23 protein-coding genes are annotated in these 24490 nt (G+C 65.3%); 7 read left to right on the top strand and 16 right to left on the bottom strand.

The features are described from left to right. Nucleotides 1-82: 82 nt before the first annotated feature. Nucleotides 83-679, bottom strand: coding sequence for a L,D-transpeptidase (locus EV662_RS13200; protein ID WP_132463256.1), 597 nt, complete (start codon nucleotides 677-679; stop codon nucleotides 83-85). A gap of 159 nt (nucleotides 680-838) precedes the next feature. On the opposite strand from EV662_RS13200, the gene dalA reads away from it, so the two are divergent. Beyond that, nucleotides 839-1378: a divisome-associated lipoprotein DalA gene (gene dalA / locus EV662_RS13205; protein WP_132463259.1), complete on the top strand. Its 540-nt coding sequence runs from the start codon at nucleotides 839-841 to the stop codon at nucleotides 1376-1378. A gap of 6 nt (nucleotides 1379-1384) precedes the next feature. On the opposite strand, the gene EV662_RS13210 is transcribed toward dalA, so the two are convergent. Genes EV662_RS13210 through hslO form a run of 8 tightly spaced genes read right to left on the bottom strand, consistent with a single transcriptional unit; the run spans nucleotide 1385 to nucleotide 9236 of the window. Next, the gene (locus EV662_RS13210) at nucleotides 1385-1879 is read right to left on the bottom strand and encodes a L,D-transpeptidase family protein (protein ID WP_132463262.1); all 495 of its coding nucleotides are present in this window, start codon (nucleotides 1877-1879) and stop codon (nucleotides 1385-1387) included. 30 nt (nucleotides 1880-1909) lie between these two features. Beyond that, nucleotides 1910-2737 (bottom strand): ion transporter, encoded by an 828-nt coding sequence (locus EV662_RS13215; protein ID WP_132463265.1) that lies wholly within the window; start codon nucleotides 2735-2737, stop codon nucleotides 1910-1912. Between the two features lie 29 nt (nucleotides 2738-2766). Next, on the bottom strand, nucleotides 2767-3990 hold the full coding sequence (locus EV662_RS13220) for a class I SAM-dependent RNA methyltransferase (protein ID WP_132463268.1): 1224 nt from the start codon (nucleotides 3988-3990) through the stop codon (nucleotides 2767-2769). Continuing rightward, complete coding sequence (locus EV662_RS13225) at nucleotides 3987-5828, bottom strand: ABC transporter ATP-binding protein (protein WP_132463271.1); 1842 nt, start codon at nucleotides 5826-5828, stop codon at nucleotides 3987-3989. Before EV662_RS13225 ends, EV662_RS13220 begins: the two co-directional genes overlap by 4 nt. A gap of 51 nt (nucleotides 5829-5879) precedes the next feature. Continuing rightward, the gene (locus EV662_RS13230; RefSeq protein WP_132463274.1) at nucleotides 5880-6464 is read right to left on the bottom strand and encodes a LysE family translocator; all 585 of its coding nucleotides are present in this window, start codon (nucleotides 6462-6464) and stop codon (nucleotides 5880-5882) included. A 33-nt stretch (nucleotides 6465-6497) separates the two neighbouring features. Next, the gene (locus EV662_RS13235; RefSeq protein WP_132463463.1) at nucleotides 6498-7646 is read right to left on the bottom strand and encodes a CCA tRNA nucleotidyltransferase; all 1149 of its coding nucleotides are present in this window, start codon (nucleotides 7644-7646) and stop codon (nucleotides 6498-6500) included. Nucleotides 7647-7648: 2 nt separating this feature from the next. Next, nucleotides 7649-8248 carry a CoA pyrophosphatase gene (locus EV662_RS13240; protein ID WP_132463277.1) on the bottom strand — a complete coding sequence of 200 codons (600 nt, stop codon included), beginning with the start codon at nucleotides 8246-8248 and terminating at the stop codon, nucleotides 7649-7651. Next, nucleotides 8235-9236, bottom strand: coding sequence for an Hsp33 family molecular chaperone HslO (hslO, locus tag EV662_RS13245; protein WP_132463280.1), 1002 nt, complete (start codon nucleotides 9234-9236; stop codon nucleotides 8235-8237). The genes EV662_RS13240 and hslO overlap by 14 nt, the downstream gene beginning before the upstream one ends. Nucleotides 9237-9313: 77 nt before the next feature. Here hslO and EV662_RS13250 point away from each other — a divergent pair, with 77 nt between their 5' ends. Further along, the gene (locus EV662_RS13250; protein ID WP_132463283.1) at nucleotides 9314-9760 is read left to right on the top strand and encodes an NUDIX hydrolase; all 447 of its coding nucleotides are present in this window, start codon (nucleotides 9314-9316) and stop codon (nucleotides 9758-9760) included. On the opposite strand, the gene EV662_RS13255 is transcribed toward EV662_RS13250, so the two are convergent. Beyond that, the gene (locus tag EV662_RS13255) at nucleotides 9757-11016 is read right to left on the bottom strand and encodes a PP2C family protein-serine/threonine phosphatase (RefSeq protein WP_243695852.1); all 1260 of its coding nucleotides are present in this window, start codon (nucleotides 11014-11016) and stop codon (nucleotides 9757-9759) included. The two genes, EV662_RS13250 and EV662_RS13255, sit on opposite strands and share 4 nt — an antisense overlap. A gap of 161 nt (nucleotides 11017-11177) precedes the next feature. Between EV662_RS13255 and EV662_RS13260 the strand changes: the two genes are divergently transcribed. Next, nucleotides 11178-11507 carry an Hpt domain-containing protein gene (locus tag EV662_RS13260; RefSeq protein ID WP_132463286.1) on the top strand — a complete coding sequence of 110 codons (330 nt, stop codon included), beginning with the start codon at nucleotides 11178-11180 and terminating at the stop codon, nucleotides 11505-11507. On the opposite strand, the gene ilvA is transcribed toward EV662_RS13260, so the two are convergent. Then, the gene (ilvA, locus tag EV662_RS13265; protein ID WP_132463289.1) at nucleotides 11504-12751 is read right to left on the bottom strand and encodes a threonine ammonia-lyase IlvA; all 1248 of its coding nucleotides are present in this window, start codon (nucleotides 12749-12751) and stop codon (nucleotides 11504-11506) included. The two genes, EV662_RS13260 and ilvA, sit on opposite strands and share 4 nt — an antisense overlap. Before the next feature lie 173 nt (nucleotides 12752-12924). Between ilvA and EV662_RS13275 the strand changes: the two genes are divergently transcribed. Together EV662_RS13275 and EV662_RS13280 are read left to right on the top strand one after the other, a co-directional pair. Beyond that, complete coding sequence (locus EV662_RS13275) at nucleotides 12925-14007, top strand: hypothetical protein (RefSeq protein WP_165915594.1); 1083 nt, start codon at nucleotides 12925-12927, stop codon at nucleotides 14005-14007. Between the two features lie 116 nt (nucleotides 14008-14123). Further along, a complete protein-coding gene (locus tag EV662_RS13280) occupies nucleotides 14124-15344 on the top strand; it encodes an argininosuccinate synthase (RefSeq protein WP_132463295.1) in 1221 nt (406 codons plus the stop codon). 3 nt (nucleotides 15345-15347) lie between these two features. On the opposite strand, the gene EV662_RS13285 is transcribed toward EV662_RS13280, so the two are convergent. Next, nucleotides 15348-16070 carry a sulfotransferase-like domain-containing protein gene (locus EV662_RS13285; protein ID WP_132463298.1) on the bottom strand — a complete coding sequence of 241 codons (723 nt, stop codon included), beginning with the start codon at nucleotides 16068-16070 and terminating at the stop codon, nucleotides 15348-15350. Nucleotides 16071-16247: 177 nt separating this feature from the next. Here EV662_RS13285 and msrA point away from each other — a divergent pair, with 177 nt between their 5' ends. Then, nucleotides 16248-16910 (top strand): peptide-methionine (S)-S-oxide reductase MsrA, encoded by a 663-nt coding sequence (gene msrA / locus EV662_RS13290; protein ID WP_132463469.1) that lies wholly within the window; start codon nucleotides 16248-16250, stop codon nucleotides 16908-16910. Here msrA and EV662_RS13295 read toward each other — a convergent pair. Beyond that, the gene (locus tag EV662_RS13295) at nucleotides 16907-17770 is read right to left on the bottom strand and encodes a ribokinase (RefSeq protein WP_132463301.1); all 864 of its coding nucleotides are present in this window, start codon (nucleotides 17768-17770) and stop codon (nucleotides 16907-16909) included. The two genes, msrA and EV662_RS13295, sit on opposite strands and share 4 nt — an antisense overlap. Next, a complete protein-coding gene (locus EV662_RS13300) occupies nucleotides 17770-20028 on the bottom strand; it encodes an NADP-dependent malic enzyme (RefSeq protein ID WP_132463304.1) in 2259 nt (752 codons plus the stop codon). Before EV662_RS13300 ends, EV662_RS13295 begins: the two co-directional genes overlap by 1 nt. A gap of 159 nt (nucleotides 20029-20187) precedes the next feature. On the opposite strand from EV662_RS13300, the gene mutS reads away from it, so the two are divergent. Continuing rightward, complete coding sequence (gene mutS, locus EV662_RS13305; protein WP_132463472.1) at nucleotides 20188-22815, top strand: DNA mismatch repair protein MutS; 2628 nt, start codon at nucleotides 20188-20190, stop codon at nucleotides 22813-22815. Here mutS and EV662_RS13310 read toward each other — a convergent pair. Next, complete coding sequence (locus tag EV662_RS13310) at nucleotides 22812-23366, bottom strand: nucleotide exchange factor GrpE (RefSeq protein WP_132463307.1); 555 nt, start codon at nucleotides 23364-23366, stop codon at nucleotides 22812-22814. The genes mutS and EV662_RS13310 overlap by 4 nt on opposite strands. Nucleotides 23367-23369: 3 nt before the next feature. Further along, entirely contained in the window at nucleotides 23370-24410 is a 1041-nt protein-coding gene (gene hrcA, locus EV662_RS13315) for a heat-inducible transcriptional repressor HrcA (protein WP_425057029.1), read from the bottom strand. Between the last annotated feature and the right edge of the window lie 80 nt (nucleotides 24411-24490).

A 24490-nucleotide genomic window follows, 5' to 3' on the forward strand; every position in this document is an offset into this window, starting at 1 on the left:
CATGTAGTTCCTGTCTAATCCACGATTTCGGAAATTTTCAATCGTGGCGAACGCCTTGCCCCCATCCTGGCGGCAAATGTCGTCAAATAAGCAACACCTGCGCGCCCACTCCGGCAAGGCCATACAGTTCGGCGATATGCTCGTTATAGAGACCGATGCAGCCGTTCGACGACCGCCGCCCGATCTTGCGCGTGTCGTGGGTGCCGTGGATGCGGTAATAGGTCCAGTCCAGGTAAAGCGCGTGTGTGCCCAGCGGATTGTCCGGCCCCGGCGGCACATAGTCCGGCCATTCGGGGTTGCGCAGCTTCATCGCGGGCGTCGGCCGCCATTCGGGGCCCTCGACCTTGCGCACCACCGACGTGCGGCCACGCCGGGTCAGGTCCTCGGAAATCGGAACCGAGGTCGGGTAAAGCTTGTAGACCGATCCGTCCTCGGACCAGAAATGCAGCGCGCGCGAAGTCGTGTCGACAAGGATCGCGCCGCCGCGCAGGTCGGCGAAATAGGGCTGCCAGTCCAGCGCACGGAAACTGGACATGTTGCGACGCACCATCTGCGAAAGATCGGGTTCGATCTCGACCGTCTGGCCGATCGCGGCCGGCGCGGCCAGACCGCCGAACGCCAACGCCGATGCGCCGAGGAAATGGCGGCGTGTCAGGGGGCGGGTGGGTCGGGTGCTCATCTTGTGATCCGTCTCGTGATGTTCCAGCCACGTTCGGGCCAACATATACGCAGCGAACCATGCCCCGGCAATTCAAACAGCCGTCAACGGGCGCGGGAAGCGTTTGAACCGCCGTGAAACTGCGGCTAGAGAGAGGCCGAACTCTCGAAGGACTTGCCCATGAAACGCCTGGTTCCGGCTTTTGCGGTCGCCCTTGTCGCGCTGTCGGCCTGCACCCCGACGACCCCGATACGGCTGGGTCCCGACGGCAAGCCCCTGCCGCAGGTCTACCGCATTTCGCAAGCAGATAGCGGCGAGATCCAGTATCGCATGCTGGACGCGGTGAACGCCCTGCGCCGGGCCCGTGGCACGCAGCCGCTGGACCTTGACGCGCGCCTGAACGCCGCCGCCGCAACCCATTCGCGCGACATGTCGGTGCAGAACCGGCCCTGGCATTTCGGTTCGGATGGCTCGTCCCCGCTTGACCGGGTGCAGCGCGCAGGTTTCGAAGGGGCTATGCTGGGCGAAAACATCTCGGAGACCTACGAGACCGAGCTTGAAACCCTTGCCGCCTGGATGGACGTGGCCGACACGCGCAGCGTGGTCCTCGACCCGCAGGCGACCCATATGGGCTTTGCCTTCTACCAGGAGGAAAACGGAAAAATCTGGTGGACCCTGGTCACCGGGCGGCGCGCCGACCGGGTTGCCTCGGCGTTCTGAGGCCGATCACGGAAGGATGTCGATCACGGTGCCGTCGCGCACCATGGCGTAGATGTCCTCGATTTCGCGGTCGGAAACCGAGATACAGCCCGCAGTCCAGTCCGGCCCCTTGCCGCGGTTCCTGCGTGCCCGCCCGTGGATGAAGATGTCGCCCCCCGGCGACCGGCCCATTCCGCGCGCCACCTCGACGTCGCGCGCATTGGGATAGCTGATCCCCAGCGACAGGTGAAACTCGCTGTTGGGATTGCGCCGGTCGATCCAGTAACGCCCCTCGGGCGTGCGCCCGTCGCCCTCGTGGACCTTGTGGCCGTTCGGTTCGAAACCAAGGTCGATGCGATAGGCCTTCAGCACCTGGTCATGGTGCAGCAGATACATCTGCCTGCGGCCCTTCATCACGACGACCCGTGTGACCTCGGGGCCGTCATAGCTCTTGAATTTGGAACTGCATGCCGACAGCGCAAGGCACGCGCCCGCTGCAACAAACGCCCGTCGTCCGATCATTCTATGGCCTGCTCGTTATCGGTGTCTTGCCTAAGGCCGATCATACGCGATCTTGCGGGCGGTTTCATCCCTGGACAGCGGCTTGGGCGCGTCTTCGCGGGCCACCAACCGGGCCTCGATCGCCTCGAGCCGGGCCAGAACCTCGTCACGATAGGCATCGGTGCGCTGGACGTCCTCTTCGTGGTGGGCGTCCTGCATGGAATTGACGATCAAACCCACCAAAAGGTTCACCACCGCGAAGGTCGTCACCATGATGAACGGCACGAAGAACGCCCAGGCGTAGGGATAAACCTCCATCACCGGCCGCACGATGCCCATGGACCAGCTTTCCAGCGTCATGATCTGGAACAGCGAATAGGCCGACTGGCCGAGCGTGCCGAACCAGTCTGGAAAGCTGTCCCCGAACAGCTTGGTCGCCATCACCGCACCGATATAGAAGATCATCCCCATCAGCAGGAATACCGAGCCCATGCCGGGCAGGGCGGTGATGAATCCCTCGACCACCCGGCGCAGCCGCGGCGCGACCGAGATCACGCGCAACAGCCGCAGGATACGCAGCGCCCGCAGTACGCTGAGGGTCTGCGCGCCGGGAACCAGCGAGATCCCGACGATCAGGAAATCGAAGATGTTCCAGCCCGACCGGAAAAAACCGAACCGGTAGGCGATCAGCTTGGCGCCGATCTCGGTCACGAAGATCGCGAGGCACAGCTTGTCCAACGAGACGATCACATCGCCCGCCTGCGCCATCAGCCTGTCGGACGTTTCCATCCCCAGCAGAACGGCGTTCACCAGGATGACGCCCATGATCGTGTTGCGTGTCGCGGCCCGCTCCAGCAGCCGCGCCAGTCTGTCCCTCATCGTCCCACCCGTGTTTCCGAACCGGTTCGTCAGCCGATATGGGTCCGGCTCAGCACGGCGGCAAGTTCGACATGGGCCGACCACCGGAACTGGTCCACCACCTCGATCCAATCGAGGCGAAAGCCGGCGGAACAGAGCCGTTTCGCGTCGCGGGCAAAGGTCACGGGGTTGCACGACACATAGGCAAGGCGCGGAAGGCGCGAATCGGCAATCGCGGCGACCTGGGCCTCTGCCCCCGCACGCGGCGGGTCGATCACCGCGGCGTCGAACCCAGCCAGATCGTCGGGCCGCAGGGGGCGGCGGAACAGGTCGCGGGCCTCGTGTGTCACCCGTTTCAGCCCCGGCGCGCCGCGCCATCCGGCATCCAGCGCCGCCACCATCGCGGCGTCGCCCTCGACCGCATGCACCTCGGCGGTTTCGGCCAGGGGCAGGGCAAAGGTACCGCACCCCGCGAACAGGTCGGCCACCCGGCGTGACGAGCCAACCGCCTTGCGCACCGCGGCGGTCAGCGCGGCCTGCCCCGCCTCTGTCGCCTGCAGGAACGCACCCGGCGGGGGCACCACCAGCGCACGGCCCATGCGCTGGCGCGGCGGGCGGCGGGCCGCCACGATCTCTCCATTCCACGACAGCCGCGCCAGGTCGTGATGGTCGGACAGGTCGCCCAGCGCAGCCCGCAACGCCCCGTCCAGCGGCTTGACCCCGCTGACGGCGACGTCGACCCCATCCTCGGACCGGGTCAGCGCAAGCGCCACCTCGCCCTTGCGCGAAGCGCCCAGCGCGGTCAGCGCCTCGCAGGCGGGCAGGCAAGCCATTAGGTCGGGATGCAGCAGCCTGCAATCGGCAATCCCCACGATCTGGTCCGAGGCGCGCGCATGGAAGCCGACCAGAACGCCTTTTTTCGTGCGCCGCCCGGCCAGTGTCGCGCGCCGGCGCGATGCGCCCGGCGAGGTGTGCAGCGCCCGGATCGGCGCCTCCAGCCCCTGCGCGGCCAGGGCCCTTTCGACGACCTGCCGCTTCCATGCTGCAACGAAGCCGTCTGCCGCATGTTGCAGCGTGCAGCCGCCGCAATTCTGAAAATGAGGGCAGGGGGCGCGGACACGGTCCGGCGATGGGGTCAGGATGCGCGGGCGGGCAATCCGGCCCTCGACCGCGTCACCCTCTACCGTTTCACCGGGTAGCGACAGGGCCACGGTCAACCCGTCCGAGGCGACGCCTTCTCCGCGCAGGTTCAGCCGCTCGATCAGGTGACTCACTCGGCCGCCTCCGTCCCGATGAACCCGCCCGACTGCCGCGCCCAGAACTGGGCATATAGTCCGTTCCGCGCCAAAAGCGCCGCATGTGTTCCTTCCTCGGCGATCCGGCCGTCATCCAGCACCACGATCCGGTCCATATGCGCGATGGTCGACAAGCGATGCGCGATGGCGATTACCGTCTTGCCCTCCATCACGCCGTATAGGGTCTCCTGGATCGCCGCCTCGACCTCGGAATCCAGCGCCGAGGTCGCTTCGTCCAGCACGAGAATAGGCGCATCCTTCAGGATCACACGTGCCAGCGCGACCCGCTGGCGCTGCCCACCCGACAGCTTGACCCCGCGCTCGCCGACCCGCGCGTCATAGCCTGTCAGTCCCTCGGGATCCTGCAGGTCGAGGATGAACTCATGCGCCTCGGCACGCCTGGCCGCGGCGATCATCTCGGCCTCGCTCGCCTCGGGCCGGCCGTACAGGATGTTCTCGCGCACGGACCGGTGCATCAGGCTGGCATCCTGGCTTACCATCCCGACATGGCGACGCAGGCTTTCCTGTGTCACGTCCGAGATGTCCTGCCCGTCGATCAGGATGCGTCCGCCCTCGACGTCGTAGAACCGCAGCAGCAGTTTCACCAATGTCGATTTTCCCGCGCCCGAACGGCCGACAAGCCCCACCTTTTCACCCGGCCGGATCACCAGATCGACGCGGTTCAGGCCGCCCGATCCACGCCCGTAATGGTGGGAAAGCGACTGAATCGCGATCTCGCCTGCCCGCAATTGCAAAGGTTTGGCGCCCACCGCGTCGGTCAGGGTGATCGGCTGGGCAATGGTCTCCATCCCCTCGGCGACCACGCCCAGCGAGCGGAAGAAGCTGGACAGCGCCCACATGATCCAGCCGGTCATCGCGTTCAGCCGCAGCGTCAACGCCGTGGCCGCCGCGACCACACCCACGCTTGCGGTACCTTGCATCCACAACAGGATCGCCCAGCCCACGACGCCGACAATCAGGAACCCGTTCAGCGCGGTCAGCGCGACGTCCATCTTGGTGAAGATGCGCATTTCGGCCGCGAAGGTCCGGCGCGCCTTGTCGATGGCCTCTTTCGCATAGGCCAGTTCCCGGTCGTGATGGGCAAAAAGCTTGACCGCGTGGATGTTGGTATAGGCATCGACCACCCGGCCGGTCACCGCGCTGCGGGCATCCGACGCCGCCTTGGATGCCGGCCCGACACGCTTCATCGTCCAGCGCACCAAGAATCCGTATAGCAGCAGCCACACCACCAGCGGGAGCGCCAGCCGCGGATCGGCATCGCCCAGCAGGATCAGCGCCCCGACCGCATAGGCAATGGCAAAGGTGATCGCATCGAAGACCTGGAACACCGCCTCGCCCGCGGCGGGGGGGGTCTGCATGATCCGGTTGGCGATGCGGCCCGCGAAATCGTTCTCGAACCAGCCGACCGACTGGCGCAGAACCTGGGCATGCGCGCGCCAGCGGATCAGCGTACCGAAATTCGGCATCACCCCGTTGTTCAGGATTGCCGCATCCAACCCCTGGAGCAGCGACCGGACCACAAGGATAAAGAGCGCAAGACCGATCAACCAAAGACCATGATCCTGCCAGACCTGCGCCGGTGTGCCCTTCGACAGGATGTCGACCACCTGGCCCAGCGCATGGATCAGCCAGACCTCGACCGCGGCGACGACGATCTTGAGCAGGATCGCCGCGACGAAGACCCGCCTGAACGGGCGGGCATAACCCCACAGGAACGGGATGAGCCGTTGCGGCGGCAGGTCGGTCTGCTCGTAGGCCGTGTAGGGGTCGACGAGATTTTCGAAGAAACGGAACACGGGGCGGGGCGCTCTCGGACTGACTGCGGCAGGACTATAGACCGGCGCAGGTCACAGGACCACCATCCCCGCCGAGGCCGCAAGCGCCAGAGCCATGCCGGCCATGAAAATCCGCCAGGCGCGTTCGCTGGTCAGCAAGAAGGTAAGAAGCGACCCGGCATACGACCAGAACAGACAGACGAACAGGTTCAGCCCCGCAAAGGCCGTCGCCAGCCGCAGCGCCTCGCCCCACGGGCCCAGCCCCGCGCCATAACCCGAGGCCGCCGCCAGCGCGATCGCCCAGACCTTGGGATTGACCCACTGGAACAGCACTGCCTCGACGACGGTGAAAGGACGATGGCCCGCCTCGGTCCGCGGGCGGCGTGCAGCGGTCAGAAGAGACCAGGCCATCCACAGGATCCAGCCCGCAGCGGCCAGCCGCAACAGCATCGAAAGCGTCGGCTGGGCAAGCAGCAGGGCGCCGACGCCCAACCCCGTCAGCCCCGACGTGATGCCGACACCGATCACAACACCCGCGACATGGGGCAGGGTCCTGCGAAACCCGAAGCGCGCCCCCGAGGCGGTCAGCAGGATCACGTTCGGCCCCGGCGAGAACAGCCCGGCGAACACGAAAAGGTAAAGGGGATCAAGCGTCATGCGTCTCTGTTCCGGCCCGAAAGGATGCCTTGGCTAGCCAAGCAACTGCTCCCGGGTCAGGCGGAATCCCGACGCGATCCAACGCGCCTCAAGCTCTTTCAACCGGGCGCCAAGCGCCGGGCCAGTATGATCGGGCATCAGGTCGCTTGCGGTCAGCGGGAATTCGGCCGCAGCCCCTTCGGCGATCTGGTCGCGTGCATCTTCGGACGGGGGTGCCCCGGTCGCGGTGGCCCGCAAAAGAACAACGTCGCACGCCGCTTCGGACCCCAGCCGGTAGCCCAGTTCGGCCGCCCCGGCGGATCCCCCCACCGCGTCTCGCAGCCGGTCCAGTTTTCGCGCCTCCGCCTTGCTGAGGCGCAATCGCTCGGCGTGGTCCTCGCCGCCCAGAGCGGCAAGGCGGCGCATCGGATCAGGCGCCATGCCCCAACCCTTTTCCAGGTGCACCAGGACCGGCAGCAGGCGCGAGACAGCACCGGGCAGGCTATGGGAAAGAACGCCGCTTTGGTCCATGGCCGCAACGCTCTGACCCGGATCAGGCGCCGACAGCAGTTTCTTGATTTCGACCCCGACACGTTCCCGCGACAGCTTTTCCAAGCCGCCAACATTCGCCGCGCAGGCGGCCAGCCCCGACGCATCAAGCCCGCCCTCCGGGTCGCCATACCACGCATGAAACCGGAAAAAGCGCAGGATGCGCAGGTAGTCCTCGCGGATGCGCGCATCGGCATCGTCGATGAACCTCACCCGCCGCGCGACAAGGTCGGGCAACCCGCCCAAGGGGTCGATCACCTCGCCCCCGGGCGTGGCGTAGAGCGCGTTCATCGTGAAATCACGGCGATGGGCGTCTTCCTCGGCGGTGTCGGCAAAGGCCACGACCGCGTGGCGGCCGAACGTCTCGACATCGCGCCGGAAGGTGGTCACCTCGTGCGGCAGATGGCCCGCGACCACGGTCACGGTGCCGTGCTCGAACCCGGTCGGTACCGGCTTCAGCCCGGCCGCCGCGGCAAGGTTCATCACCTGTTCGGGGCGGGCATCGGTCGCGATGTCGATATCGGTGACCGGCGCCCCCAACAACGCATTGCGCACACATCCGCCCACGAACAACGCCTGGTGGCCGGCGCCAGTCAGCGCCCGGCACACCGCCTGGGTGTGGTCGGCAAAGAACCAGTCTCCGTGGACGCGCATCATCACGCGACCCGGTCGGCCAGCGCGCGCAGGATGCGGGCGGTCGCACCCCAGATATAGTAGGGGCCGTAGGGCACCGTGTAGTAATGCCGCCGCTGGCCGCGCCAGAACCGCGACTGCACGATATAGCGCGTTCGGTTCATCACGTGGTCGAATGGTACCTCGAACACCTCGTCCACCTCTCCGGCCTCGGGCACGGGGTCGAACCCGCCCCGAACATGGCCCAGAACCGGGGTCACGGTGAAGCCCGTGACGGTTTCGTGCGGCGGCATCGTACCAAGGATGTCGACAATCGCGGGCGGAAGCCCGATTTCCTCGTGCGACTCTCGCAGGGCGGCCGCGACGGGGCCATCGTCGCCGTCATCAAGCTTGCCGCCCGGAAACGCAATCTGCCCGGGGTGATGTTTCAACCGTGAGGACCGCTTGGTCAGGATCACCCGCAGGCCGGTTTCGGCAATCCGGATGGGCACCAGGACAGCGGCGGGGCGCAGCACGCGACCCTCGGGCAAAACGAAATCCGGGTTCAGGTCGTGATCCGAGGTTTCCGCCCCCAGCCGGGTCAGTGCCGCGCGCAACCCGGCCAGCGGATCACGCGTCGGCATCGGGGTCCTTCTCGGACTCGAAGCCCAGCGTGGCGGGGTCGAGTTCGTAATGCGCCCCGCAGAATTGGCAGTCGGCGGTCACGATGCCCTCATCGGTGGTCATGTGGCCGATATCCTTGGCCGAATAGATCGACAGGCTTTGCCGTACGCGATCCTCGGAACAGGTGCACCCGAATTGAACCGGCTGGGCATCGAAAACGCGCGGCTGTTCTTCGTGGAACAAACGCACCAGCAATTCGGTCGGCTGCACCGAGGGGCCGATCAGTTCCATGTCCTCGACCGTATCGAGCAGGGTGTTGGCTCGGGTCCAGTCCTCGGCCTCAGCACCCTCGAGGATGTCATCGGCCTGCAGCAGGCCGTCATCACCGCTGCCGCCCTCGGTGACCGAGGGCGTTGACGCCTCGGGCATCAGCTGCAGCATAACGCCACCCGCACGCCAATGCTCGGCCTGCCCCGGTACACGGGTGCGCCCGAAGGTAAGCGCGAATCGGGTCGGCAATTGTTCGGACTGGGCGAAATAGGTCTCTGCGCAGGCCGAAAGCGACCCCCCGGCAAGCGGCGTGATCCCCTGATAGGGCACCATGTCCCGACCCTGGTCGATCAAAAGGGCGAAATATCCCTGCCCGATTTGGCCGAACGGTTCGGCGCCCTGCACCAGGCGATCGGCGTCAAAGCTGGCATAGGCGCGGATCAGGGCCGGTGCGCCATCCTCGCCCGGTGCATAGTAATCGGTCGCGATCAACCGCGCCGGACCGTCACCCCGGATCTGCATCGACAATTTCCAGCGCAGCTTGATCGCCTGGCCGATCAGCGCGGTCAGCAGGGCCGCCTCGGCGACCAGCGCCTCGATCTCGGGCGGATAGTTGTGCTGCGCCAGGACCTGGTCCAGCACGCCATCCAGGCGTGCGACCCGCCCGCGGACGGCGCTGCGGTCAAGCTGAAAGGGCAGGACGGTGTCGTCCCAGGCGATCTTCGATCCGAGTGACATGGGGTTCCCTTGGCTCTGGGCCTTGGCTCACGCGCCTTATATAGAGGCTGCGTTCCGAGCACAAAGGGGGGGTGGTCATGATCAGGCGATTCGGTGAACCGGTCCGCCCGGGCCAACGCTACCGCATCCGGCCCGGGGCATATGCCGTCCTGGAACGCGACGGCGCGCTGCTGGTCACGCACCAAGCCGAACCGATCCCGGAATACCAGCTGCCGGGCGGCGGGATCGATCGCGGCGAATCGCCCCTGGCCGCATTGCACCGTGAGGTATTCGAGGAAACCGGCTGGCGGATCGACATTCGGCGCCGGCTGGGGGCGTTTCGCCGGTTCACCTTCATGCCGGAATACGACCTTTGGGCCGAAAAGCTGTGTACGATCTACCTGGCGCGTCCGGTTCGGGCCCATGGCGATCCGCACGAACCCGGCCATACCGCGCTCTGGTTGCCCGCCGAAGAGGCCGTTCACCGGCTGGACAATGCCGGCGACCGGCATTTCGTAGCGCGGTTCCTGGGTCTGGCGCGCTAACCGAACTCGAACAGAACGCCCGAAATATCGTCGGGCAGATCCGGCCCACCGGCAAAGCCGATGACATCGGCCAACAAAGCCTCGAAAAACGCCTCGCCACGAATGGCGGCATTCTTGACCATCAGCTGGCACAGTCCGTCCTCGCCCAACTGCTCATCCGTTGGCGAGGGGCATTCCGTGATCCCGTCCGAAGCAAGCAGTACCCGGTCACCGGGCGCAAGGCGGGCCGTGCCGGCCTCGAAGCTGGCACCGGGAATCAGCCCGACCGGCAGCCCCCCCCCGCCCAGGTATTCCACGCTGCCATCGGCGCGCTGGATCGCAGGATAGGGGTGCCCGGCCTGTACGAAGCTGATTTCGCCGGTTTCCAGCGTGACCATGGCAAGCAGGATCGTGAAGTAATGTTCGGTCTCCAGCTCTTCCAGGAACAGCCGGTTCAAATGCTCGACGACCTCCTCGGGCGGGCGGGCGTGGATGCGGCCATCGGAATCTTCCTCAAGCGCAAGGTTCTGTTCCGCCGAGGAAGAAGCCAGAAGCCCGGCAAGCCGCGCCGTCACCATGGCAGAGCTGATTCCGTGGCCCGAAACGTCGACCGAGAACAGGCCCAGCTTTCCGTCGCCCGCCGGGAAAAAGCCGACCAGATCGCCGCCGACATGGCCACAGGGACGCAGCAAAAGCGATACCTCGGACGCGCCGAACCGGCGCGAACGTTCACGCACCAGCGATTGTTGCAGCTTGCGCGCCTCGACCAGGTCGCGGTCGATCGCATCGTACAGCGTGCGCAGTTCGCCCAGCGTCGAACTCAGCAGCCTGTTCTGTTCGCGCAGTTGGTATTCCATGCGCAGGATACGTTCGCCCGAGGCGATCCGCGCACGCAATTCATTGGCGTTCACCGGCTTGGTCAGGAATTCGTCGGCGCCGACATCGAGACCATGCACCATCTCGCCGGTTTCCGATTTCGAGGTCAGCAGGATGAAATAGCCGTAGCTGTCACGCGGGAGCGCGCGAAAGGCGCGGCAGAATTCCGGCCCGTTCATTCCGGGCATCATCCAGTCGCTGATGATCAGGTCGACCGGGCGATCGCGGCAGATTTCCAGCGCCTCTTCGGCAGAGCCGCATTCCACCACCTCATACCCCCAGCGTTCCAGCGAAACGCGCAGGATTCGCCTTTGCAGGCGGCTGTCGTCCACCAGCAGGACCAACCGCACCAGGGCGTGTGGTTCGTGCCGGAACTCTGGCTGATCGGTCTCGACGTTCACGGGCGTCCTTGCACTTGTCCGCACCCGGCTTAGGCCGGACCGCCTTAACGCCGGGTGAAAGATCGCTTTCGAGCTATTTTGCCCTTCGGAATTACGTACCGTTAAATCCCCGACCCTAGGGTAGGCGACGAGGTGGGGGCCTGTCAGAGGTGAAAAGTGCGATGATCGACTGGACCAGAGTTGAAGAGTTGCGCAGCGAAGTTGGCGAAGACGCCTTCGACGAGGTGCTCGACCTGTTCCTGGAAGAGGTGGACGAGGTCATGAACCGGCTGCGCGAAACCCCCGATCCGGAATGTCTGCCCGCAGACCTGCATTTCGTGCGCGGCTCGGCGCTGAACCTGGGGCTCAAGGACTTCTGTGCGATCTGCCAGGGGATCGAACACCGGCTGGCACGTGGCGAATCCGTCGAACTGGGCAAGTTGCTGGATTGCTATGCCGAATCGAAATCGCTGTTGATGGCGCAGGGCCGGGCGGGCACGAAAGTGGCCTAGATCAGGAATTCCGACAGCACGACGTCATCGGTGATATCGCGGTGGACCAGGCCCTGCGCGTCCATCCGGGCGAACAGCGCGGGGAAGTTGTCCGCACGCGACGTCTCGATCCCGATCAGAACGGTGCCGAAGTTGCGCGCCGATTTCTTGAGGTATTCAAAGCGCGCGATGTCGTCATCCGGCCCCAGAAGATCAAGGAAATCGCGCAACGCCCCCGGCCGCTGGGGCAGGCGCAGGATGAAATATTTCTTCACCCCCGAATAGCGCTGGGCGCGCTCCTTGACCTCGGGCAAGCGCTCGAAATCGAAATTGCCACCCGAGGTGACGCAGACAACACGCTTGCCCCTTATCTGGTCGGCCAGCACGGGAAGCACGTCGACCGCCAGGGCACCCGCCGGTTCCAGCACGATACCCTCGACGTTCAGCATCTCCAGCATGGTGGCACAGATCCGATCCTCGGGGGCCGCCAGAACGGACGCGGGGTCGATCCCGGCCAGCGCGGCGAACGTCTTTTCGCCGATACGGGCCACCGCCGCGCCATCCACGAAACTGTTCACCTTCGGCAGCGTGACCGGCCCACCCGCCGCGACCGCCGCGGCCAGCGAGGCGCCGCCCGCCGGCTCGACGAAAATCGCCTTCGTTTCGGGCGCGGCAGCCTTAAGGACCGATACGACACCGGCCGCCAGCCCGCCCCCGCCCACCGGCAGGATCACCATGTCGGGCGGCGCATCCAGGGCATCCATAAATTCCACCGCGACCGAGGCCTGCCCCTCGATCACGTCCGAATCGTCGAACGGGGCCAGAAAGTGCCCGCCCGCCTCGGCGCAATAAGCCTGGGCGGAACTGAGCGTATCGTCGAAGTAATCGCCGATCAGCCGGATCTCGATATTGTCACCGCCAAAGGTGCGGGTCTTGTCGATCTTCTGGCGCGGCGTCGTTACCGGCATGAACACGACACCATTCACCCCGAAATGACGGCAGACATAGGCCACGCCCTGGGCATGGTTGCCCGCGCTTGCGCAGACGAACAGACGTTGGTCCGGCCGTTCGGCCAGCACCTTGCGCATGGCGTTGAAGGCACCGCGCAGCTTGTAGGACCGCACCGGGGTCAAGTCCTCGCGTTTCAGCAGGATGTCTGCGCCGAATCGTTCGGACAGGTGCAGGTTGGACTGCAGCGGGGTCGGCGGGAACAACTCGCGCAGGGCGGATTCGGCCGCGCGTGCCCTGGAAATAAAGTCTTGCATGACTTCCTGTCGCGCGAAACCCGCCCGGGATGCAAGCTTTTGCGCGCGAATGAGGCATGCGGCCCCTATTGTTTCCTTGTCTTTTTTACCTTGCGTCAAAAATTTGCCCCGATGGCCCCCTAGGTTCGAGTTCAAGAAAAGTTGCTGCCCCACTGGGACGCACGGAGGTGACCATGAAGAAAGTTCTTACCCATACGTTGTCCGCGCTTGCGATCGCGGCGCTGACGGCCACCCCGCTCTCCCTGGCGATGGTGACGCTATCGGCCGACCTTGCCTTCGCGAAAAGCGATAATGGTGGCGGCAACGGCGGGGGCAACGGTGGCGGCAACGGCGGGGGCAACGGTGGCGGCAACGGTGGCGGCAACGGTGGCGGCAACGGTGGCGGCAACGGAAACGCTGGGGGCAATTCCGGCGGTAACGGCAAGAGCGCCGACAAAGGGAACAACGGCAAGAGCCATTCCTTCGGTTTGAGCTTCAGCAATGGCAAGGCGCTCGGCAAGGAAAAGGCAGCCGCGAACGGCAAAGCCAACGGCAAGGCCAATCAGAACCGGGCGACCAAGACGCAAGCCAGACGCGCGGCGCCCAAAGCACCGTCGATCAACTCGGTACTGAAGGGGCTGAATGCCATGCACGCCAGTGCGACGGCCCGTGCGAACGCTGCGCCTAACAGTCAGGTGGGTCGGATCGAGAACTATCGCGTCACCAGCGTCGCGGCGCAGGCCGCGACCGCCACCCTTACCGAAGCGCAGGCCGAACTTGAATCGTTTAAGACCGCGAATCCCGATCTCTTCGACATCGAGACCGGCGCCTATCTGGGCGGCACCACCACGGACCTGACCGCCGCGATCGCGGAACTCGAAGGTACCAGCGCGCTGGCATCGGACTACGAAGCGCTGGCCGACGCCTTGGCCGCGGCCGAACCAGATACGCCGGAGGCGAAGCTCGCGCAGGCCGACCTGGATTCGTTCAAGGCGGCCAATGCCGATCTCTTCGATGCCGAGACCGGTGCCTATTCCGGGCCGGCGAGCGGCGATATCGCCGGCGAACTGGCCGAACTCGAAGCCGCGCGCGACGCCGCGGCTGAATACGAGGCCGTGGCCGAAACGGTAACCGCTGCGCAGGCTGAGCTCGCCGAGGCCAAGACCACCCAGACGTCGGCCTTCTTCGAAGCCTCGAACGGCCGCGAGATCACCCGTGAGGCGATGGTCGCGTTCCACGAGGCGCTTGACCTGGACCCGCCGGCCGAAGACGGCTGATCGGGCATCACCCGGCTTTAGGAAACAGAAGGGCGGTCCCAGAAGGGGCCGCCCTTGCTCCTTTGGGCGAAACGAAATAAACGCCGCCGGAAGCCACCCAAACCGGAGCGATCCCCATGTCCGCGCCCAAGAAAGTCGTCCTGGCCTATTCCGGCGGTCTCGACACCTCGATCATCCTGAAATGGCTGCAAACCGAATACGGCTGCGAGGTGGTGACCTTTACCGCCGACCTTGGCCAGGGCGAAGAACTGGAGCCCGCCCGCCAGAAAGCCGAGATGATGGGCGTCAAGGAAATCTACATCGAGGACCTTCGCGAGGAATTCGTCCGCGACTTCGTCTTCCCGATGTTCCGGGCCAACGCCGTCTATGAGGGCCTTTACCTCTTGGGCACCTCGATCGCGCGTCCGCTGATCTCCAAACGGCTGATCGAGATCGCCGCCGAAACGGGCGCCGACGCGGTAGCCCATGGCGCCACCGGCAAGGGCAACGACCAGGTGCGTTTCGAACTGGCGGCTTATGCGCTGAACCCGGACATCAAGGTGATCGCCCCTTGGCGGGAATGGGACCTGACCAGCAGGACCAAGTTGATCGATTTCGCCGAAAAGAACCAGATCCCGATCGCCAAGGACAAGCGGGGCGAAGCGCCGTTCAGCGTGGACGCGAACCTGTTGCACACCTCGTCCGAGGGCAAGGTTCTGGAAAACCCCGCCGAAGAGGCGCCCGATTACGTCTATCAACGAACGGTGCATCCCGAAGATGCGCCCAATACGCCCGAATATATCGAGGTCACCTTCGAGAAGGGCGATGCGGTCGCGATCGACGGCCAGGCGATGTCGCCGGCCACGATCCTTACCCGGTTGAACGAGATGGGCGGCAAGCACGGGATCGGCCGGCTCGACCTGGTCGAGGGCCGCTTTGTCGGGATGAAATCGCGCGGCATCTACGAAACGCCCGGCGGCACCATCCTGCTCGAGGCGCATCGCGGCATCGAACAGATCACGCTGGATCGCGGCGCGGCGCATCTGAAGGATGAACTGATGCCGCGCTATGCGGAACTCATCTATAACGGCTTCTGGTTCAGCCCCGAACGCGAAATGCTGCAGGCGGCCATCGACAAAAGCCAGGAGCATGTCACCGGCACCGTACGCCTGAAACTCTACAAGGGTTCAGTGCGCACGGTCGGCCGCTGGTCGGATCACTCGCTGTATTCCGAGGAACACGTCACCTTCGAAGACGATGCGGGCGCCTATGACCAGAAGGATGCCGCGGGCTTCATCAAGCTGAACGCGCTGCGCCTTCGGCTGATCGCGATGCGGAACCGGCGGCTGAGGGGCTAGGCGTCAGAGGACAAGGCGATGCGGATAGAGGCGCTGGTAATAGGCCAGCGCCTTTTCCGTCATGGCGGCATGTGAACCCGTCAGCACGGGCAATGGCCCCTCGGGTCCGGCGAACCCCGTGCTGCGATGCACCGCCGCGTACCAGACCGGCGCCCATACGCCATCCTGCGCGTTCCCGCCCTTGGGCCAGGACAGCATCGCGGGCGTGAACCCGATCCCCAGCGCCGCGCACAGCTTGCGCAGCATACCCTCGGGGTCGTTGCGGATATCGGCGCTGTCCACCACCACAGGCGCACGGCCCGTGCGCTGCGCCACGCGGTCGAACAATTCGGCCTGCTGGGCAAAACCGATATCGTCCAGCGTCGGGTTTTCGTATTTCGCGGCGAAACTGGCCAGAACGCGGGCGGGGTGCCGGATCAGGAAGACGTTGGTCACCTGGTCCATCCAGTCCCGCGGGATACCGGCGATCATGTGCTGGCACATGTGTTTCTGGTAGAAATGCGTCTTTCCCCCGGGCACCGGCCCTGTCAGCCGCCCCGCGACCTTGTCCGGGTCGATCTCGCCCGTGGCGATGATCTGGTCGTGCATCGGATGGGCAAGGCCGGTCATCGCCAGGTAGGCGGCATAGAACGGTTCGTCCCAGACTGCGCAATCGCCCCGCGCCGCAAAGGCATACATCATCGCCGTCGACAGGTTGCGGGGTCCCGACCACATCGCGATCCGCATCAGCGGAAGGCTCCGACACCGATGTTGGCATGGCACATGGTCAGGCTCCTTTCGCCGCCAGCCTATCCGTCGCGGCGGATGTTACAAGCGGTCCCGCCTGCGTGAGGTCACGGGCTTGTGCCTTCCCCACGGTTTTCGGGCAGGCGTATCTTTGACCGAAAAAGGAAACACGCCATGATGATGTCGCTCAAGAATACCAAGCCGATGCTTCTGGCCATCGCGATCGCCCTGGGGATCGTCGCGGAATGCGAGCAGGCCCGCGCCGCCGACTTGCAGACCGCGGTGGTCGCCGGGGGATGCTTCTGGTGCGTCGAGGCCGATTTCGAAAAGGTCAAAGGCGTGCGTGAGGTCGTCTCTGGCTATACCGGCGGAACGGTGGCGAACCCCAGCTACAAACAGGTGGTGCGCGGCGGCACCGGCCATTACGAGGCAGTGCAGATCACCTATGACGCGGATGTCATAAGCTACGATCAGATCCTCTCGTTGTTTTTCCGATCGGTCGACCCGACCGACGCAGGCGGGCAGTTCTGCGACCGGGGCGACAGCTATCGCACCGCGGTTTTCGTCTCTGACCCGGCCGAAAAGCAGGCGGCCGAGGCCGCCAAGGCGCAGGCACAATCGGCACTGGGCCGCGCGGTGGTCACGCCGGTCCTCCCCGCCAAGCCATTCTACAAGGCCGAGGACTATCACCAGGATTATTACAAGAAGGGCGATCTCGTGATCACCCGCTTCGGCCCGAAATCGAAGTCCGAAGCCTATAAACGCTACCGCGAGGCCTGCGGGCGCGATGCCCGCGTGCGCCAGCTTTGGGGAGACGCCGCGCCGTTTACCGGGTCCTAGGCGCGTTCGGTGAGGAAGGCCCTGACCTCGGCAAGCGTGGGCATGGCGTCTGTCGTGCCCGGCCGGGTCACCTGAATCGCGGCGGCGGCGGTGGCGTAACGCAGCGCACCGGTACGGTCTTTTCCTAGATCGAGCGCCGCGACCAGCGACCCGATGAAACAATCCCCCGCGCCGGTGGTATCCATGGGTTTCACGGGAAAGGCCGGCGCGGCAATACATTGCCCGTCGAAATACCAAGTGGCGCCATTGGCACCGTCGGTCACGATCACCTCGGGTCCTGTAACCTCGCCCAGGGCAGAACGCATTTGCGCGGCCTCGACCGCGTTCAACACCAACAGCGACAGCCGCGGCAACACCGCGCCCAACGCGACCAGATCGAAAGGCGCCGCCGAGTAGACCACGTGCATCCCACGCCCGACGGCCAGCGCCGCCGCCTCAGCCTGATGCGATGTCTCGTTCTGCATCAGCAGCGTGTCGCCCGGCCCCGCATCGGCCAGCGCCGCCTCGATCCGCACCCCATCCTGCCGGGCATTGGCGCCGGGAAAGATCACGATGGCGTTTTCACCGTCCGGGGCAACGTTGATGATGGCGTGGCCCGTTGGGTGGTCGGATTGCACGACATGCGCGGTGTCGACCCCGAATTCCGCCAGACGATCCACCGCCCAGCGCCCATCGGGACCGACCGCACCGATATGCACGACCCGCGCACCCCCCAGGGCTGCGGCAACCGACTGGTTCGCGCCCTTGCCGCCAAGTCCGCGGAACAGCCCGGTCGCGGCAAGGGTTTCGCCTGGCGCCGGCAGATGCGGAACCGAATAGACGTTGTCCGCATTGATCGAGCCCAGGCAATAGACGGTCACTAACCGACCTCGCAGGCCGCAAGCAGCGCCATGTTCAGGATGTCGTTGACGGTCGAGACCGTGGAACAGACCTGGATCGGCTTGTCGACGCCGGCGAGGATCGGACCGATGACCGTGGCGCCGGCCATTTCCTGCATCAGTTTCACCGAGATCGACGCGGAATGACGCGCGGGCACCACCAGGATGTTGGCCGGACCCGACAAACGGCAGAACGGGTATTTCGCCATTGCCGCGGGGTTCAGGGCGACCTCGACGGTCATCTCGCCGTCATACTCGAAATCCACCCCGCGGCGGTCCAGCACCTGCGGTGCCATGTGCATCTTGGTCGCCCGTTCCGAGACCGGGTAGCCGAAGGTCGAAAACGACAGGAACGCGACCCGCGGTTCCAGCCCCAGGCTGCGGGCCACGTCCGCCGCGCGCTCGGCGATGGTCGCCAGGTCCTCGGGTTCCGGCCATTCATGCACCAGCGTATCGGCGATGAATACGATCTTGCCCTTGTGCAGCAGGGCCGTCACGCCGACCGCGCCATCCTCGGCGCGGGCGTCGAAGACGTGGTTGATCAGTTCCAGCACATGCGCAGATTTCCGTGTTGCGCCCGTCACCAGAGCATCGCCATGGCCGTGCGCCAGCATCAGCGACGCGAAGACGTGCCGATCGCGGGTGGCCAGCCGGTGGATATCGTGGGTGTCGTACCCCTTGCGCTGCAACCGCTGGTAGAGGAACGACCGATAGGCCTCCAGGTGGCGGGTATTGGCGGCGTTCACGATTTCCAGCTCGCGATAGGCGTCGGCCAGCCCGGCCTGTTCCAGCTTTTCCTTCACGTCGGCCTCGCGGCCCACGACCAGCGCCTTGCCGTAACCCGACCGCTGGTAGCTGACGGCGGCGCGCAGCACGCGCTCGTCATCGCCTTCGGCAAAGATCATCCGGGCCTGTGCCGCCTTGGCGCGGGCCGCGATACCCGAGAGGACCGAGGCCGTGGGGTCCATCCGTGCCTTCAGGTTGTGGCGGTAGGTGTCCATGTCGACGATCGGCCGGCGGGCGACGCCGGTATCCATCCCGGCCCGCGCCACGGCAGGCGGAATCGTGTAAATCAACCGCGGATCGAAGGGCGTCGGGATGATATAATCCCGCCCGAAGCTCAGTTTCTTGCCATAGGCCATGGCGACCTCGTCGGGCACGTCCTCGCGGGCCAGTTCGGCCAACGCCTCGGCACATGCGATCTTCATCTCGTCGTTGATGGCGCGGGCATGGATATCCAGCGCCCCACGGAAGAGATAGGGAAAACCCAGGACGTTGTTCACCTGGTTGGGATAGTCCGACCGTCCGGTGGCCACGATGGCGTCGGGCCGGATCGCGTGGGCCTCTTCCGGCGTGATTTCCGGATCGGGGTTCGCCATCGCGAAGATCACCGGGTTGTCGGCCATGCTGGCGACCATCTCGGGCGTAACCGCGCCCTTGACGCTGACGCCCAGGAACACGTCGGCATCCTTCATGGCGTCTTCCAGCGTGCGCGCGTCGGTATTGGCCGCGTGGGCCGACTTCCACTGGTTCATGCCCTCTGTGCGGCCCTGGTAGATCACGCCCTTGGTGTCGCAAGCGATGCAGTTGTCATGCTTCGCCCCCATCGCCTTGATCAGTTCCAGACAGGCGATCCCGGCCGCCCCCGCGCCGTTCAGCACGATCCGGCAATCCTCGATCTTCTTGCCCGAAATGTGCAGGGCGTTGATCAACCCGGCGGCACAGATCACGGCGGTGCCGTGCTGGTCGTCGTGAAAGACGGGAATGTCCATCTCTTCCTTGAGCCGCTGCTCGATGATGAAACACTCCGGCGCCTTGATGTCCTCGAGGTTGATCCCACCGAAGGTCGGCCCCATCAGCTTGACCGCCTTGATGATGTCCTCGGGGTCTTCGCTGTCCAGCTCGATGTCGATGGCGTTCACGTCGGCGAACCGCTTGAACAGCACCGACTTGCCCTCCATCACCGGCTTGGAGGCCAGTGCGCCCAGATTGCCCATGCCCAGGATTGCGGTGCCGTTCGACACCACCGCCACCATGTTCCCCTTGGTGGTGTAGTCATAGGCCGTCTCGGGCGCATCCGCGATGGCCTGAACCGGCACCGCCACGCCGGGCGAATAAGCCAGGCTCAGGTCGCGCTGGGTCGTCATCGGCTTGGTCGCCACGATTTCGTATTTCCCGGGGACGGGGTCGATGTGGTAGCCCAGCGCTTCTTCGGGGGTGATCTTCGAATTGTCGGCCATGGGGCGGGTCTCCTCCTGCACGAGGTGCCTCTTAACCCTACGGCGGGCGGGTCTCAATACGCTGGATTTGCCGCTTTTCCGCAGGGGGCGAGGTTTGTAAGGTCCGGGCGCAGGACAGCGGGGGGCAAAGTGAACGGGCAGGCCGCATCCGTCACGCCGATGATGGCGCAATATCTGGAGATCAAGGAGGCGCATCCCGGCGCGCTCTTGTTCTACCGGATGGGCGATTTCTACGAGATGTTCTTCGAGGACGCGGTCGCAGCCGCCGAGGCGCTGGACATCGCGCTGACCAAGCGCGGCAAGCATCTGGGCGAGGACATTCCGATGTGCGGCGTGCCGGTGCATTCGGCCGAAGGGTACTTGCTGACCCTGATCCGCAAGGGGTTCCGCGTCGCCGTGTGCGAACAACTGGAGGATCCGGCCGAGGCGAAGAAGCGCGGGTCCAAGGCGGTCGTGAAACGCGATGTTGTTCGGTTGGTGACACCCGGCACCCTGACCGAGGATTCCCTGCTCGAGGCGCGGCGGCACAATTTCCTGGCCGCCTTCGCCGAGGTGCGGGGCGCCGCGGCCTTGGCCTGGGTCGACATTTCGACCGGCGCGTTTCGCGTGATCGAATGCCCACCCGTCCGGTTGGGTCCCGAACTGGCGCGCCTTGCTCCGCGCGAGGTACTGCTAAGCGAGGCGACAGAGGCCGGTTGGGCCGGAACAGTCACGGAATCGGGCGCCGCCCTCACGCCGTTGTCGCGCGGCAGTTTCGACAGTACCTCCGCCGAAAAACGGCTTGCCGGGCTATTCGGTGTCGACACGCTGGACGGGTTCGGCAGCTTTGGCCGGGCCGAACTGTCAGCCATGGGCGCGATCGTCGACTATCTGGAGATCACGCAGAAAGGCAAACTGCCACTGCTGCGCCCGCCGGTGCGCGAGGCCACCGGCGGCAGCGTCCAGATCGACGCCGCCACCCGGCGCAACCTGGAACTGACCGCCGCCCTGTCCGGCGGCCGTGACGGCAGCCTTTTGGCAGCCATCGACCGCACGGTGACCGCACCGGGTGCGCGGCTGCTGGAACGGCGCATTTCCAGCCCGTCCCGCGACCTCGCCACGATCCACGGTCGTTTGGAGGCGGTGCGCGCGCTGGTCGACGACAGCCGCCTTTGCGACACCCTGCGCGAAGAGCTGCGCAAATGTCCCGACATGGACCGTGCCCTGTCGCGCCTGGCACTCGACCGCGGCGGGCCGCGCGACCTCGCCGCGATCCGCAATGGTCTCGCCCAGGCCGGCGCGGTGGCCGAACGGTTTTCGGGCGACCACCCCAAACTGCTGGCCGAGGCGCGGCAGGCGCTGGTCGGCCATCACGCGCTTTGCGGCCTGTTGGACGCCGCACTTGTCGCCGAACCGCCGCTTCTGGCGCGAGATGGCGGGTTCATCGCCCCAGGCCACGACGCCGATCTCGACGAGGCGCGCAAGTTGCGCGACGAGGGGCGCGGCGTCATCGCCGCGATGCAGGCAGAGTTCGTGAAACTGACGGGGATCGGGTCGCTCAAGGTCAAGCACAACAACGTGCTGGGCTATTTCATCGAGGTGACCGCGACCCACGCCGACAAGATGCTGTCGCCGCCCCTGTCCGAGCGGTTCATTCACCGGCAGACAACGGCCAATGCGGTTCGGTTCACAACGGTCGAGCTGTCCGAACTGGAAACCCGTATTCTGAACGCGGGAAACCGGGCGCTTGAAATCGAAAAACGGCTCTATGACAGCCTGAAAGGGGCTGTTCTGGATCAGGCCGGCCCCGTGGGACAGGCCGCCGCGGCCCTTGCCGAAATCGACCTGACCGCCGCACTGGCCGACCTGGCCCGGGGCGAAGACTGGTGCGAGCCCAAGGTCGACGACAGCCGCGCCTTTTCCATCGTCGGTGGCCGCCACCCGGTCGTGGAACGGGCGTTGCGCCGGCAGGGTGGCGCCCCCTTCATAGCCAATGATTGCGACCTGTCCGAAGGCGAAGATGGCGCTTCGATCTGGCTGTTGACCGGACCGAACATGGCAGGCAAGTCGACCTTTCTGCGGCAGAATGCGCTGATCGCGCTGCTGGCGCAAGCCGGCAGTTTCGTGCCCGCGCGCCGTGCCCATATCGGGCTTGTGTCGCAATTGTTCAGCCGGGTGGGCGCGTCCGACGATCTGGCACGGGGGCGATCGACCTTCATGGTCGAGATGGTGGAAACCGCGGCGATCCTCAACCAGGCCGATGACCGCGCGCTGGTGATCCTGGATGAGATCGGTCGCGGCACGGCCACCTATGACGGGCTGTCGATCGCTTGGGCCACGCTTGAACATCTGCACGACGTGAACCGCTGCCGCGCGCTTTTCGCGACCCATTACCACGAACTGACCGCACTGGCGCACAAATTGGCGGGGGTCGAGAACGCGACCGTCGCCGTCAAGGAATGGGAAGGCGACGTGATTTTCCTGCACGAGGTCAGGAAAGGCGCGGCGGACCGGTCCTACGGGGTGCAGGTCGCACGCCTGGCGGGACTGCCCGACGCGGTGGTCGAACGCGCACGCGTCGTGCTGGAGGCGCTGGAACAGGGCGAACGCGAAGGCGGTCGGCCGCAAAAGACGCTGATCGACGATCTGCCGCTATTCTCGGCGGCGCAGTCCCTCGTGCCGAAGCCAGCGGAAAAAGGCCCCTCGCCCATCGAGGAAAAGCTCGCCGGGATACATCCCGACGAGCTTACGCCGAAACAGGCTCTGGAACTGGTCTATGCGTTGAAGGCCCTGACCCAGCCCGACTAGGAGGCCGGGGTCGAGGATACGCCCACCTGCGCCGGGCGCAGCAACCGGTCATGCAGCATGAAACCGACCGCCATTACCTGGATGATGTCCCCGGCCTTGGTGTTGGGCACCGGCGCCTCGAACATCGCCTGGTGCAACTGCGGATCGAATGTATCGCCCACCTCGGGCACCACGCGTTCGATCCCGTGCTTGGCGAAAACGTTCAGCAATTCGCGAAGCGTGAGTTCCACGCCCTCGATAAGCGCCTTGTTCGCCTCGCGCTGTTCGTCGGTCACGACCTCAAGCGCGCGCGACAGGTTGTCGTAAACCGGCAGCATGTCGCGCGAAAGCTTCGAGCCGCCGTATTGCTCGGCCTCGCGCCGGTCGCGGTCCGCCCGCTTGCGCGAATTCTCGGCATCGGCCAACGCCCGCATGAACCTGTCGCGCAGCTCGTCCCGTTCGGCGCGCAGGGCTTTCAGCTCGTCCTCGACGGCGCTTGCCTGGCTTTCCTCGGCAGGAGCGTCCGCGGGGGCGTCTTCGATCTCGATTTCGGTCTTCTCAGGTTCTGCCATGCCTTATCCCTTACCCCGGTCGGAGATCAGCTTTCCGACCAGTTGAGCCGTGTAGTCGACGATGGGCACGATCCGCCCGTAATTCAGTCGGGTCGGCCCGATCACGCCCACGGCGCCAATGATCTTTCGGTCAGCGTTCATATATGGAGAGACCACCAGAGAGGAACCCGAAAGTGAAAAAAGCTTGTTTTCGGATCCGATGAAGATCCGCACCCCCTCGCCTTCTTCGGCGAGTTCAAGAAATTCGACGATGTCGCGCTTGCGTTCCAGGTCGTCGAACAGGGTGCGGATGCGGTCCAGCTCCTCGGCCTCGGCGCTGTCGGCCAAAAGGTTCGCCCTGCCGCGCACGATCAGGCGGGCATGGGGCTCGCCCTCGTTCTCCCAGACTGCCAGCCCGGCCTCGACCATCACGCGCGCGAGCTCGTTCAGCTCCTGTCGGCGACGCGCGATCTCGACCTGCATCACCTCGCGCAGCTCGCTCAGCGTCTTGCCCGCAGCCAGGGCATTCAGGAAATTGGCGGCCTCTCGCATCGAGGACGGGGTCTGCCCCGGTGCGGGCTGGAACAACCGGTTCTCGACATGCCCATCGGCGAAGACCAACACCGTCAGCGCCCGGTCCGGGGCGAGGCTGACGAACTCGATATGCTTGATCGGCGCCTCGTGCTTGGGAGCAAGCACCAAACTCGCACCGTGGGTCACACCCGACAGGGCCGACCCGATCCGGTCCAGCATCGCGCCCACATCGCGTTCGTTGCTGCCCAGCGTGGCGTCGATCTTCTGACGGTCGTCATTCTCAAGCTCGCGCACTTCCAGCAGACCGTCGACGAACATCCGAAGCCCCAACTGGGTCGGCACGCGGCCGGCGGACACGTGGGGGCTGTCCAGAAGGCCCAGGAATTCCAGGTCCTGCATCACGTTGCGGATCGTCGCCGCGCTGACCTTCTCGCTCATCGTGCGGGTCAGCGTTCGCGACCCGACCGGGTCTCCGGTTTCCAGATAGCCTTCGACCACGCGGCGAAACACTTCGCGCGAGCGGTCGTTCATCTCTTCGAGAAGGCTCTGGGTTTCGGTCACCTTGGCATGTCTCCAGCGAAGCGATGCAATTAAAGGACAGCGCGACGGTC

Source organism: Rhodovulum marinum (assembly GCF_004343075.1).
GTDB classification, from domain to species: Bacteria; Pseudomonadota; Alphaproteobacteria; order Rhodobacterales; family Rhodobacteraceae; genus Rhodovulum; species Rhodovulum marinum.

Coding starts and splice junctions, on each gene's coding strand:
- EV662_RS13240 (WP_132463277.1), bottom strand. CDS start 8,248: ATGCCGACGCGTGATCCGCTGGCCGGGTTGCGCGCGGCACTGACCCGG.
- ilvA (WP_132463289.1), bottom strand. CDS start 12,751: ATGCAAGACTTTATTTCCAGGGCACGCGCGGCCGAATCCGCCCTGCGC.
- msrA (WP_132463469.1), top strand. CDS start 16,248: ATGATGTCGCTCAAGAATACCAAGCCGATGCTTCTGGCCATCGCGATC.
- hslO (WP_132463280.1), bottom strand. CDS start 9,236: ATGTCACTCGGATCGAAGATCGCCTGGGACGACACCGTCCTGCCCTTT.
- EV662_RS13300 (WP_132463304.1), bottom strand. CDS start 20,028: ATGGCCGACAATTCGAAGATCACCCCCGAAGAAGCGCTGGGCTACCAC.
- EV662_RS13285 (WP_132463298.1), bottom strand. CDS start 16,070: ATGCGGATCGCGATGTGGTCGGGACCCCGCAACCTGTCGACGGCGATG.
- EV662_RS13250 (WP_132463283.1), top strand. CDS start 9,314: ATGATCAGGCGATTCGGTGAACCGGTCCGCCCGGGCCAACGCTACCGC.
- EV662_RS13260 (WP_132463286.1), top strand. CDS start 11,178: ATGATCGACTGGACCAGAGTTGAAGAGTTGCGCAGCGAAGTTGGCGAA.
- EV662_RS13215 (WP_132463265.1), bottom strand. CDS start 2,737: ATGAGGGACAGACTGGCGCGGCTGCTGGAGCGGGCCGCGACACGCAAC.
- mutS (WP_132463472.1), top strand. CDS start 20,188: ATGATGGCGCAATATCTGGAGATCAAGGAGGCGCATCCCGGCGCGCTC.
- dalA (WP_132463259.1), top strand. CDS start 839: ATGAAACGCCTGGTTCCGGCTTTTGCGGTCGCCCTTGTCGCGCTGTCG.
- EV662_RS13210 (WP_132463262.1), bottom strand. CDS start 1,879: ATGATCGGACGACGGGCGTTTGTTGCAGCGGGCGCGTGCCTTGCGCTG.
- EV662_RS13230 (WP_132463274.1), bottom strand. CDS start 6,464: ATGACGCTTGATCCCCTTTACCTTTTCGTGTTCGCCGGGCTGTTCTCG.
- EV662_RS13235 (WP_132463463.1), bottom strand. CDS start 7,646: ATGCGCGTCCACGGAGACTGGTTCTTTGCCGACCACACCCAGGCGGTG.
- EV662_RS13275 (WP_165915594.1), top strand. CDS start 12,925: ATGAAGAAAGTTCTTACCCATACGTTGTCCGCGCTTGCGATCGCGGCG.
- hrcA (WP_425057029.1), bottom strand. CDS start 24,410: ATGAACGACCGCTCGCGCGAAGTGTTTCGCCGCGTGGTCGAAGGCTAT.
- EV662_RS13310 (WP_132463307.1), bottom strand. CDS start 23,366: ATGGCAGAACCTGAGAAGACCGAAATCGAGATCGAAGACGCCCCCGCG.
- EV662_RS13200 (WP_132463256.1), bottom strand. CDS start 679: ATGAGCACCCGACCCACCCGCCCCCTGACACGCCGCCATTTCCTCGGC.
- EV662_RS13280 (WP_132463295.1), top strand. CDS start 14,124: ATGTCCGCGCCCAAGAAAGTCGTCCTGGCCTATTCCGGCGGTCTCGAC.